At 33.5% G+C, this 12469-nt stretch carries 13 protein-coding genes; 12 read left to right on the top strand and 1 reads right to left on the bottom strand.

The genetic code is table 11. The features are described from left to right. Positions 1-17 precede the first annotated feature (17 nt). The 12 genes from J4T76_RS11260 (at position 18) to J4T76_RS11205 (ending at position 11904) form a co-directional block, all read left to right on the top strand. Entirely contained in the window at positions 18-380 is a 363-nt protein-coding gene (locus tag J4T76_RS11260; RefSeq protein ID WP_267347861.1) for a TIGR03745 family integrating conjugative element membrane protein, read from the top strand. 37 nt (positions 381-417) lie between these two features. Next, a complete protein-coding gene (locus J4T76_RS11255; protein WP_267359827.1) occupies positions 418-780 on the top strand; it encodes a TIGR03750 family conjugal transfer protein in 363 nt (120 codons plus the stop codon). Next, positions 777-1445: a PFL_4703 family integrating conjugative element protein gene (locus J4T76_RS11250; protein ID WP_267347857.1), complete on the top strand. Its 669-nt coding sequence runs from the start codon at positions 777-779 to the stop codon at positions 1443-1445. Before J4T76_RS11255 ends, J4T76_RS11250 begins: the two co-directional genes overlap by 4 nt. Then, positions 1438-2262 (top strand): TIGR03749 family integrating conjugative element protein, encoded by an 825-nt coding sequence (locus tag J4T76_RS11245; protein WP_267347855.1) that lies wholly within the window; start codon positions 1438-1440, stop codon positions 2260-2262. Before J4T76_RS11250 ends, J4T76_RS11245 begins: the two co-directional genes overlap by 8 nt. Before the next feature lies 1 nt (position 2263). Beyond that, positions 2264-3688 (top strand): TIGR03752 family integrating conjugative element protein, encoded by a 1425-nt coding sequence (locus J4T76_RS11240; RefSeq protein WP_267347853.1) that lies wholly within the window; start codon positions 2264-2266, stop codon positions 3686-3688. After that, entirely contained in the window at positions 3688-4125 is a 438-nt protein-coding gene (locus tag J4T76_RS11235; RefSeq protein WP_267347851.1) for a TIGR03751 family conjugal transfer lipoprotein, read from the top strand. The genes J4T76_RS11240 and J4T76_RS11235 overlap by 1 nt, the downstream gene beginning before the upstream one ends. Beyond that, positions 4125-6896: a conjugative transfer ATPase gene (locus tag J4T76_RS11230; protein WP_267347850.1), complete on the top strand. Its 2772-nt coding sequence runs from the start codon at positions 4125-4127 to the stop codon at positions 6894-6896. The genes J4T76_RS11235 and J4T76_RS11230 overlap by 1 nt, the downstream gene beginning before the upstream one ends. Continuing rightward, positions 6896-7288, top strand: a complete 393-nt coding sequence (locus tag J4T76_RS11225; protein ID WP_267347848.1) for a hypothetical protein — start codon at positions 6896-6898, stop codon at positions 7286-7288. Before J4T76_RS11230 ends, J4T76_RS11225 begins: the two co-directional genes overlap by 1 nt. After that, on the top strand, positions 7285-7689 hold the full coding sequence (locus tag J4T76_RS11220) for a TIGR03757 family integrating conjugative element protein (protein ID WP_267347847.1): 405 nt from the start codon (positions 7285-7287) through the stop codon (positions 7687-7689). The genes J4T76_RS11225 and J4T76_RS11220 overlap by 4 nt, the downstream gene beginning before the upstream one ends. Next, complete coding sequence (locus tag J4T76_RS11215; protein WP_267347845.1) at positions 7689-8621, top strand: TIGR03756 family integrating conjugative element protein; 933 nt, start codon at positions 7689-7691, stop codon at positions 8619-8621. The genes J4T76_RS11220 and J4T76_RS11215 overlap by 1 nt, the downstream gene beginning before the upstream one ends. 1 nt (position 8622) lies before the next feature. Beyond that, positions 8623-9942, top strand: coding sequence for an integrating conjugative element protein (locus tag J4T76_RS11210; protein ID WP_267347843.1), 1320 nt, complete (start codon positions 8623-8625; stop codon positions 9940-9942). Between the two features lie 351 nt (positions 9943-10293). After that, on the top strand, positions 10294-11904 hold the full coding sequence (locus J4T76_RS11205; RefSeq protein WP_267347841.1) for a conjugal transfer protein TraG N-terminal domain-containing protein: 1611 nt from the start codon (positions 10294-10296) through the stop codon (positions 11902-11904). Between the two features lie 55 nt (positions 11905-11959). Here J4T76_RS11205 and J4T76_RS11200 read toward each other — a convergent pair whose 3' ends face one another. Next, complete coding sequence (locus tag J4T76_RS11200; RefSeq protein ID WP_267347839.1) at positions 11960-12211, bottom strand: hypothetical protein; 252 nt, start codon at positions 12209-12211, stop codon at positions 11960-11962. Positions 12212-12469: the final 258 nt, after the last annotated feature.

Genomic DNA, 12469 nt, shown 5'->3' with positions numbered 1-12469 from the left:
TTAAGGAGAAAAAATTCATGTTTAAAAAAGCAAAAGAATTATTTCAGATAAAAAGTAAGATCTTTCTATTTGGGTTAGCTTTATGGGGACAACATGTAATGGCAAAAATGCCATCTATAGATGACCCATCACAGGGTAAAAAAGGCGGGCTATTACCCAATATGCAAGCATATATGTATGACGGTTTCGCCGTTGGAGGGTTGATTATCGTTGGCGGTGCTTTTATTGTCGCAGCAAAAAATATCCTAATTGAATATAACAATATCGGCGAGGGTAAAGGCTCGTGGGCAAAATTTGGTACTTTAGTTGTTATAGGTGTTGTATTAGTTGTTGCTTGTATTTGGTTTGCAACATTGGCAGCTGAAACATTGCTAAATTAATAGATAAATAAATAAGATGAAAGATAACGACATTAAAATGCTTCCAGACCGTCTTAATCGGATGCCAGTAGTTTACAAAGGTATGACAGTCCGTGAATTATTATTGATGATTGGAGTTGGTACAATTATTGGTAGTTTGTTAGGAATTATCTTATTTATCTTATTTGGTCGCTGGGTGTTAATTCCCTCAGCGATTGTTTTCATGCCATTGCCAACCCTTTTTTTTGGTGGAAATAAAATCGCTAAATTAAAGCGAGGTAAACCAGAAACTTGGTTTTCACGGTCTATTGATTTGTTTTTCGCAAAGAAAGGATTCAATGGAAATAATCTAATTTTTAATGATGAACAATTTATCGTTAGACGAAAAAAACGAAAATATAATAAGGTAAAACAAAAATGAAATATTTACATGCACTTACTGGGAGAGATAAACACATCCAATCACTGAGATTTGTGATTATTGTATTGCTTGTAATTATTTTAGCTATGGCCTGGGGATGGCGTTCAGCGCCTAAAGATTTGACTATTCATATTCCACCAGATACTCGGTCGGGTAGTACTCGGCTTTGGTCAGATATAGATCCTAGTAACATATACGGATTTGCATTTTATATTTTTCAGCAACTTAATAACTGGCCAAGCAATGGAGAAATTGATTATAAACGTAATATAAATAAGCTCACTCCGTACTTAACACCACAATGCAAGGTGGTACTATTGAATGAATATGAAGAAAGACGACAGGGCGGTGAACTAAGAGAGCGCGTTAGAAATGTAGCTGAAATTGACGGACGTGGAATTAATTCAGAGATCAAAAATTATCAAACGAATCAGTTTGAGCCAAGAGTACAAATTTTATCGGATAAAGCGTGGATTGTAACATTCGATTTATATATTGATGAATATTACAAAGGGGAAGCCGTTAAACGAGCAATGGTTCGTTATCCACTTAGTGTTGTTAAAAGTGATACAAATCCTGAAGAAAACCCTTGGGGTTTAAAGCTTAATTGTTATGCAAGCCAACCTTTAAGACTTACGTCGTCTGTAGGAGAACACAATGAATAATCAGATGATTTTAAAACTTCCTCAATTGATCATGACATTATTGATTTTTGTATTGTCAATTAATAATGCTATAGCTGTTGAATTAATTACATGGGACAGAACACCTATCAAAATTACTATTAATCAGAATGATGAAAGAATGGTAATTTTAGAAAGAAATATATCAGTCGGATTACCCATATCGTTACAAGCTAAGCTCCGAGTACAAAGCCTAGGCGGGGTTTTATATTTAAAAAGCAATGCGCCATTTACTGAAACTCGATTAATGCTAAAAGATCTCGAGTCTGGTGAAATAATTTTAATTGATCTTACAGGAAATGGACCATCCAAAAAGAAATTAGAAACAATTAAAATCACGACTGAAGATGAAGCTAATTTAAAAAAAATAGAAGAAAATTATACAACTGTACATGATGAACAAGCATTACCTACTCCAGTTTTGCTTACTCGATATGCAGCACAAAATTATTATGCCCCCTTGCGAGCAATTGAAAAAGTACCTGGTATTAAACAAATTTCTATGTCTTTGCCTCCAATATTAACCAGGCTTGTGCCACAACTTCCTATTACTGCTGAGCCTAAATCAGTGTGGAGGCTAAAAAATTATGAAGTTGTAGCCATCAAATTAGTTAATTATAGCAAAGGTTATGTCAATTTAGATGCAAGGCTGTTGCAGGGTAATTTTTATTCAGCAACATTTCAACACAATATATTGGGTCCTCAAGGGGAACCTGCTGATACCACTATGCTTTATATTGTTACTAAAGGTAAAGTAATCAATGCATTTTTACCTGAATTAAATGGTAGAGGGGAATAATATGGCAACAATCAAAGGTAATAAATTGTTACCAATTATCGTTGGTAGTTTAATCCTAGTGGGGATTTTTATTGTAGTCATTTCGAATAAAAATAAAAAACAAGCATCATCAGTAACTGATGAAATCGTTGAAATAGCAGATTTGAATGAAGAAGATTTATCTGTACTAGGCATTACTGGGGATACTGAAAAAGATACAGTTCAGACTTTAGTGACGCTAGTTAAGACGTTAAAAAAGGATCAAGCTGATATAGTAAAAGAAATTAAAAATTTAAAATCTGAAAATGAAAATTTGAAAAAAACAAGAGTACCACAGTATAAGATAGAACCTCCATCAAATGATTCCAAATCTAATGAGCCTTCAGAGCTAGAAAAAAAAGTTTCAATTCTGACAGATAAGCTTAATAAATTAACAACAACCTCAACCATATCTAGTTCTAATGAAACGGTTGATTCAAAATCAGTTTCAATCCCAATAGGAAGAGGACAAGCAAGTCAGTCAAGTAGTAATGTTGATATATCTAATAGTGATGAAATTCAATGGGTTAATCCTGCTGACCAAATTGTTAGTAGTAAAGGTAGAAGTGCGCCGGAATTTCAGTTCCCGTCCAGTTTTAATGGGAAGGACCCAATTCGTTCAAAATTGAAAGATCATAAAGATAATATCAATCAGCCTATTGGCGAGCGAAAAGAAGAAAAAGATCTTCAACCATTTTATACAGTACCTGTAAATTCAACTCTAATCGGCTCTGTTTCAATGACAGCGTTACTTGGACGAGTTCCTATTGATGGTGTTGTATCAGATCCGTATCCGTTTAAAGCCGTGATAGGGCGAGATAATTTAATTTCAAATGGAATTGAATTACCACATGTTGAAGGAGCAATTGTTTCTGGGACTGCATCCGGTGATTACGTTCTATCTTGCGTAAGAGGTAACGTTAAATCAATTACATTTGTTTTTGATGATGGGCGAATTATCACTATTCCTGACTCAAAAAATAATGGCAATAAAGATGAAAGTATTGGGTGGTTATCTGATGAATATGGTATTCCATGTGTTTCAGGTGAAGTCAAATCTAATGCCAGCCAATATTTATCAACTGTAATAGGGTTAGGTACAGCAGCAGCAGCGGCAGATGCAATGGCACAACAAAATACTACTGTTGTAACAGATGGATCAAATGTTACCAATGCCGTTACTGGTAATAATGGTCAATACGTTTTAGGAAAAGGACTGAGTGGAGGAATTAATCAGACGATTGATTGGTTAAATAAACGCTATGGGCAAACTTTTGATGCAGTTTATGTTCCACCAGGTAAAGAAATTGCCATTCACATTAATAAGGAGCTACAAATTGATTATTTATTTGATGGCAGACTTGTTGATTATGAGATGAATACTAAAAAAATTGGAGTGCTTGATTAATGAAACAGAAACAAAAAAAAATGACTATTCTTTTATTAACTTTTGTCACAGCTCTATTTTTATCTGGTTGTAGTACTTCAAAAGAAAAAATGTTTCCACATAGCAGTGAGACAATGAGTGATATTTACAATAAAAAAACAGGAGGAGGTGCTTCTCAATTGTTTGATAATCGACTTCAACTTAGACGAGAAGTTGATAATTTAACCCAAAATGTTGAAATGATGACTCATACACGAACAGCAGAACAAGAAATTAATAATCTCTTTCAACGTTTACCGAACCCCGATTTAGTTATGTATGTCTATCCTCATTTGACTAATGGGAAATTACCCGTACCAGGATATTCAACTGCATTCTCATTCTATGGCGATGTGCAATATGCTATGCCTGGTGAAAGAGTGGATAATTACTATGGTGAAAGAGTGGAGAATTACTAATGAAATTATTTAGTAAGAAAAAAGGTTTACAAAAAGAAATTCAAGTAAGTGATAAACCTAAAAGGCAAGGCAATTTGACTCATAGGCATAAAAAAAACTTCATTTATGCCAGTAATGGGAAGAAATCAATTATTGATTATTTACCTTGGGTTGAATTTGATGAGGTTCACAATTCAATTTTACTTGAAGATGGTCGCTCTGTTGGTGCGGTATTTGAAATTATTCCGTATGGCACTGAAGCAAAATCAATATCTAAACTTCGTGATATAAGTGATATTGTAACAAATAGTATCGAGGATACTTTTGATGAAAGAGATACTAATCCATGGATCATACAATATTTTTGTCAAGATGAGGATAATTTGCAAGATTATATCTCTTTATTAAGACAATATCCTAAACCACATGCTAAAGAAACTGAATTTACAAAAAAATGGCTAAGCATAATGGAAGCGCATCTTGATAATATTACTAAAAAAGATGGGCTTTTTTTTGATAATACAGTTACTAAAACACTTTGGCGAGGACAAATTAGAAAAACTCGGCTGGTTATATATCGATATCTCGGTACCAAAGAACGTGAAGATTTAAATCCACAAGAATCACTTGATATTGTTTGTAATAATTTGACACTTGCGTTGAAAGGAGCAGGAATTGTAGTCAATAGATTGGGAAAAAATGAGGTTTCTCGTTGGTTAGCTCAAATATTTAATCCCTCACCGTTACAAGGTGGAAAAAACTTTATTAAGCAGTTGATGGATGAGCAAAAACAGATTGATGAGTTACCTATAATTACTGATTTTGCAGAAAACCTTTTTTATAGTGAGCCAGAGATTAAAGAAGGTTACTGGCATTTTGATAATACACCACATGCGGTTGTTGTTGTCGATAGATTAAAGCTTCCCCCCAAGATTGGCCATATTACAGGTGAGACAAGTAAAGCCGATGGAATAAATGCGCTTTTTGATGTATTGCCAGAATCAACAATGATGTGTTTAACAATTGTAACTCATCCTCAAGATAAACTAGAAGATCATATCAATTTTATTCGTGGTAAAGCGATTGGTGAGAATGCTGAATCTTTGTCTGTTAAAGAAGATTGTGCTGAAGCTATGGAGTATATTCGTCAACGTAAAAAAATGTATTACAGCTCTGTTGCATTTTATGTTAAGGATTCAAGTATAAGTGGATTAAAACGTAGAATACAAGCACTGAGTTCAGTACTCAACAACAATGGTCTTGTCACAGTAGCTGAAGCTAATGAAGTTGCTCCTGCTTCCTCGTTTTTACGATGGTTGCCGATGAATTATAACCCTCAAAATGACCCACAACGATTATACGTTAAATTTAATTGGTGCAAACATTTGGCTAATTTATTACCTGTTTTGGGAAGGAGCACTGGAACAGGTCATCCAGGCGTAACTTTTTTTAATCGAGGAGGTGAGCCGTTAAGCTACGATCCTATGGTTGATAAAGCTCAAAATGGTCACAAACTTATTTTAGGTCCAACCGGTGCAGGTAAATCAGCAACACTAAATATCGAAATAGCTCAGCTTGTTGCTATGTATCGTCCACGAATGATTATTGTCGAGACGGGTAATTCTTTCGGCCTTCTTGTTGATTTTATGGAGCAACAAGGAGTAAGCGTTTATCGAGTTTGTTTAAAACCAGGAAGCGGTGTAGTGCTTAATCCATTAGCTGATTCTCATTTAATTTTACAAAATAAAGATATTCAGTTTGAAATCGATGAAAACAATTTGAGTGATGATATTGTTAGTGAAGCACTTGAACAAAATGATGATGAAGATGCACAACGAGATGTGCTTGGTGAAATAGAAATATCTATACGTTTAATGATCACAGGTGGAGAAGAAAAAGAGGATGAGTTGCTTCGTCGTTCAGATAGGGCAATGATTAGACAGGCTATCGTTATGGCCGCTCAAGTTGCATATGCAGAAAAACGGCAAGCTATTCCAAGTGATGTTCAAGATGCATTATTTTCTTTAAGTAAAGATGTAAATTTACCAGAAGCTCGGCGTGCAAAAGCATATGAAATGGCTGAATCATTAAGTATGTTCACTCAAGGATTTGAAGGTGAAATATTTAACCAACAGGGAACATCTTGGCCTGATGTTGATGTGATTCATGTCGATTTAGCGACTTTTGCCCGTGAAGGTTATGAGGCTCAATTATCAATTGCATATATTTCTCTAATTAATCACATAAATAATATGGGGGAACAATATCAACATCAATCAAGAGCTATCGTTAATATTACCGATGAGTCACATATTATTACCGTAAAACCACTTACAGCAGCCTATTTAACAAAAGCGTCAAAAATGTGGCGTAAATTAGGAGTATGGTTGTGGTTAGCAACTCAAAATATGGAAGATTTTCCTGATGCTGCATCAAAGTTGTTATCGATGATAGAGTGGTGGGAAATGTTAGTAACAGAATCATCTGAAGCAGAGAAGATACGTCGTTTTAAAGCATTAACAGATGAACAAATTTCAATGATCACTTCTGCTTGTAAATCTGCTCGTCAGTACACCGAGGGCGTTGTGTTATCAAAAAATGTAGAATGCCTTTTCCGAATCGTTCCCCCAAGCCTTTTTTTAGCACTAGCTATGACCGAAAAGGATGAAAAAGCGGAGAGAATGAAACTAATGAAAGAATTTAATATCAGCGAACTAGATGCTGCTATTAAAGTATCTGAAAAATTAGATGAAGCTCGAGGTATTAGTTCACGAATATCTAAGGATTCATAATGAATGATAATACTTTTTTATTTAATGCAACTTCATTAAAAAAATCAAATATTAATCTTGTTCATAGTAAAGATTTTGAAGAATTCAGTTTTGAATTATTAGGAAAAATTGGGGACATAATTTCGACTAAATTACGTTTGTGCCGTATACCTGTAGATGATCATACCAAATTTGAAATACTGTATAAACAATATGCTTTAATCGCTTTTGAAGGAAAAAAATCAGCGTGTTTAATTGAAGTATCATGCAATCCTAATTTAAATAAAATCCATTGGCCACAATTAGCTGATATTGAAACAGGGAAACGTCTATGTATTGATGTTGTTGACTGGATTGATGCATTTTTGCTTATTAAACATTTAATGACTTTAACTGTGGGGGCTGATGCATGAAACGTATATTAGGACTGATTGTATTTGCAAGTTTTCAATGTATTGGGGCAGATATTCATAGTATTGATGTTTTCGTTAATCATGAGCAAATAAGTCAAATTAAAAATTGTCATGATAATTGTCAAATTTATGATTTAGATGGTACAGAAATTCTTTTGAATTCTTTTTTTGGTGAGTTATCTAGTGATATTAATGATGCTTATTCGGATGTTGAGAAAAAATTGAATTCTTCAGAGTGGAAAACGTATGAATCTAAAATAATTGAAGCCCAAAAAACGGTTATAAAAGCATTTAATCTTGGTATAAAAAAATACCCTGCAATTGTTATTAATGAAAAAAATGTGATTTACGGAATAACAGATGTGGCACGTGCAATTCATGATTTTAATGAGGGGAAATAATGATAAAAAAAATAAAATTTAGTTTACTTGGACTCATAATTACTATGCCGAGTTTTGCCACTTATATTAGTACTCAACAAATAGTTCAATCAGCTCTCTCAACTAGTTGTACTGAATATAAAATTGCAGGGACATGTTTTTGGCTTTTTTGCTCATACGGATGCAAAATCAGAACATCTGTAAAAGTGAAGCATTATATTCCTGATGTTGTTATGTCTACATATGAACAACCATTTAAAAATCCTTGGACTGAAATTAATACAATCACATCATCAGCAAGTTCATTAGTAGGGTCAAATATTCAAGGAGGAGGGGATACAAATAATCGTCAAGCAAATAATCGAACAAAAATTCGTTTTAAAGATGTTCAAGCTATTGGGCATCCAGGCGGTGCTGCTTTTTCTCAAATGCTGTCAGGTATGGGCTACTACTGTGATAATGGGGTAACGCCATTTTATCCTTATTTCGTGAGTGAACTTGATTTTATTGCATGGCGATTAGCACTTGTTGAATCAGTATATCCAGAGGCATTGTCTCCAGGCGTACGAGAGATTGGTAATTCCTCTAATATGTGGGGAAATATTTATCCAAGAGCAGGGGCGGTTACGCAAAATGATGATTTTAAAGCAGGGGCTGTGGTGGTTCAACGTGGTGCTGATGTACTGACTAATAGTAATTCATTACATATTGTTCAAAATTATACTAAGCGCAAAAAAGATGGTTTTTGGCCACCGGCTCCTGTTAAAGAAAATACAAAAAATCATAAATGGCAACAACTGGCACCAACATTGAATATGTCATGTGGCATTTTTCCAAATATTGATGATACAGCTAGTATTGATGGGGCCTATGTTTATGCTTTGTGGAGACCGTATGCATGTTGTAAGAAACGAGGGCAAAAATTTTTATACAGTATTGATTCTGGGGGATGATATGGCAAAAAAAACAACAATAACTATAACAACATTATTACTAACAATTAGCGCATATAGTTACGCTAATTCAACTGGGGGGATATCTGATAGCCTTTATTATCGTATCGGAGGTGGTTCAGTAAAGGGATCTACATATACATTTGATAAACCCAAATCGATTATAAATATGGGCAAATGGAACTCAAGTTTGATGTGCGGTAATTTTGATATTAGCTCAACAATTTCAAATCAACTTAACGGTGTGACAGATGGTTTTAACAATATTATGAGTGAGGTTATTAACAATGCTAAAGGCGCAGTGGCCAGTTTGCCCGCTTTGATTATTCAACGCTCTAATCCTCAGCTTTATGATTTGTTGACAAACGGGGTGTTACAAGCAAAGTTAGATTATTCCGATATTAAGACTAGCTGTAAGCAACTAGCTGAAAAGATGACTGATTATTCAGATTCTGCAAGTTTGGTTCAATCTGCTAAGGCCGAAAATATGGCCGAGATGTTGAATGGAAAGAAAGTTGATGCTATTAGAGTTGATAAACAAATTGATAATGAGGCCGGAAAAAATGGTATCTCTTGGATAGGAGGATCAAAAAGAGGCGGAAAGGGACAACACCCCATTAACATAACTAGTGATGTCGCATTAGCTGGATATAACTCATTGATTAATAGAACAGTTACAGATACAACACCTGTTAGTAATGCGCAAGATAAGGGAGGAGTATATAGAACATGGAATAAACCAAGTGACGCACAAGTTTGGTTAACTGATGTAATCGGTGAACGAACCATGATAACTGATAGTGAAAATAAAAATGATAATGATATAGGAAAACCAGGTACAGGTTTGAACCCTAAAACTCAAGAATACTATGAACTCTATTATAAAAAATTAGTTGATCTAGTAAATGGCACAAAACCAATTAATAAAGCAGAATTGGAATCATTGGAAGGGAGTTCAGTGAATGTAACTCGGAGCGTAATTGAAACTTTACGAGAGGATAATGAAAGAGTCGTGCTAGTGAGCCGTTTAGCTAGCGAGATGGCGTTGTCTAGAACTATTGAAGAGGCAATGATGGCAAGACGTATTATTTTAGCTGGACGTAAAGAGCCAAACATCGCAAAAAATGAGCAAGCCCAATCTAAAATTATAGATCAAATCGATGAGCTGGATATGGAGCTGAATCAAATTAAATTAGAGTACGATATGCGTAAATCTATTGCTGGAAATACTTTATTAGTCATACAAGAGCGAAAATTGCAAAGGCAACAAGGCATTATTTTTCCAATCGACAGTCATGAATCTTTTGATGCAAATAAATAATGGGCTAAATATGAATAAGAAAAAAGCTATTAAATTTGTCATTTCTCTTTTTATTTTACTTGGGTTGCTTTGTTGCATAGTATCTATTTTTTCATTTGAAACAGAACATAAAGTTGCTTCCATTAATGGATTTTTGAATAACAATTATTGTTTTTTTCTGGTAATTCGTTTAGTCATTTATTGTTTTATTTATTTTCTTTTATTTAAATTTAAACAGATGATAAAAACCAAAATTAAAAATGAAAAACAGAAGGATTACAACAAGCTATTCTTCAAAACCAGCATTATATGCGTTGTTTTAATTTGTTTTAATGAAACAATGCTCTTTATGCGTTTTATGGGGTAATTAAAATGTCTGCAATGAGTTTTTTTGACTATGTGACATTGTCACTAGCTTGGTTGATTAATAACGGAATATGGAACATTATATCAACATCTGGTATTTTTATTTTGCCATTTATTTTTAAAATGCTTAGCATTCTTATGAAAATTAGAGAAGATGGTGAATTAAAAGGTAAGCATGCAAACGTTATTGTTACTCGATTAGAAACTTACGTTTATATAAGTATGGTTGTAATTTTCTTTGCATGTTATCCCTCAATCCCTCTTGATATTCGAGTATTACATTATGAACATAGCGGATATTCAGCAGTTATAGATGAAGGAAAAATTACACAACAAAAAATGAATTGTTCTTATGCCGAAATATCACCAGAAAATTCATCATTTAAACATAATAATATTCTACTTAGTGGAAAGCAAGTCTATGTACCCATTTGGTGGTACTTTGTACATTCTTTATCTTCTGGTGTTACACAATCTGTAGTTACGACATTACCGTGTAATACGGATTTACGAGAGGTTCGTTCAACAATTTCAGAATTAGCTGTGACAGATCCGATTTTGAAAAAAGAAGCGAATGAGTTTTATTCATTTTGTTTTAACCCGTCTTTTAATAAATTGAGTGCTGAATTACCTAAATTACCAGATGATTTAATCAATGATGTAACATGGCTTGGGTCATCATATTATTTAAATACACCAGGATATTATGATTCTTTTAGAGCTCAGAAACCTCAAAAAGATTGGCCATATGACGAGCAGAGAGATGTCGGTTTAACACCAGGTGATGATTATACTGGTTATCCTTCGTGTAAAGCATGGTGGAGCGATAGTAAAGTTGGATTAAAAAAGAAAATTATTGATAATATTAATCTACAAATCAAGATTGAATCTAATGAAAAATCAAGAACGGGTAATATAAATCCTAACATTAATAAATTTTCATTTTGGGAGTGGATAACAACAAATCAACAAGAAAGAGATGAAATTGTTTTACGTTCGGTTTTATCAGCCAAAAAAATGTTGGCCACCTCCGATTATATGTTCCTTGATTACGGAAATAAAGATCCTTCAGTATCTCAACAAATTGGTAGTGCAATTGCATCTACTGGTGTATTTTTTAAGTCTATGACCACATTCATAGAGGTTGATGCATTAAGACAAGCAGCTCCGATGCTACAGTCAGTATTATTAATGTCTGTAATTATTTTATTACCCATTATCATATTGATTGGAGGGTTTGAGCCTAAAACTGTAATTACGCTAACATTTATTATATTTTCATTGATATTTTTAACATTCGTTTGGGAACTTGCTCGTTTTCTAGACTCTAGACTTATTAATATTATGTATGAAAATAATGCTGTTCAATTTATGACTGATAGGTGGACAAGTGATAAATCTTTAATTGATATTATTACGTCAATAATCTTTATTGGATTCCCTATAATTTTGCTAGGAAGTTTGTCGTGGGCTGGAGTGAAAACGGGCGTAGCAATAAATAGTTTTATGGATAGAAATTCAAGTAAAATGCTAGAGGCAGGTAAGGAGGGAATAAATAAAGCTAAACAAGGTGGTCAAATAGCAACTAAAGTAATAACGAAAGGTAAAAGTAAATAATTAATAGCGTCAAAATAACTGGCATTAAATACTAAATGTCAGTTATTTAAAATAATTACCACTTTATCTCACCATCTTTTGTGTAAGCATGACCATCATCATCGAAATATGCTATTTCATCTTTGTTCTTTTCTTCTTTAGTACTGGTTTCACACCACATATCAAAAAGCTTTACTACAAAAAATAGTAATGCTCCGACAAATGTAAATAACAAAGTTATACATTTGATGAATATCTCAAATCCATCACTATTAAACAGCATTTTATGGCTTGTGTCTGATTGTATTGACTTATCTTTATTTTTCATTGTTATGTCTTTGATTAAAATTTATGCTTTATATATAAAATATATTTTGCTCTGTGTCAATGCAAAATGCTTAAATGGCAAAACAAAGGGTAAAAGGGTAATGGATATTAATGGTAATGGGCCATAATGGGAATGGCCCTACCTTGAAAAGGCTAAAAGAAAAAGGGCATAACATAACTATCTGTTGATTCTGAATTTAATATTGAATTTAGCGAATAATTTGCATTATAATAGAAACTGTTTTCAGCTACTTTTGTA

The sequence above is a fragment of the Gilliamella sp. B3022 genome, assembly GCF_028751545.1.
Lineage (GTDB): Bacteria > Pseudomonadota > Gammaproteobacteria > Enterobacterales > Orbaceae > Gilliamella.
The sequence above is the reverse complement of the archived record's forward strand: the minus strand, read 5'-3'. Positions and strand labels throughout refer to the sequence as shown.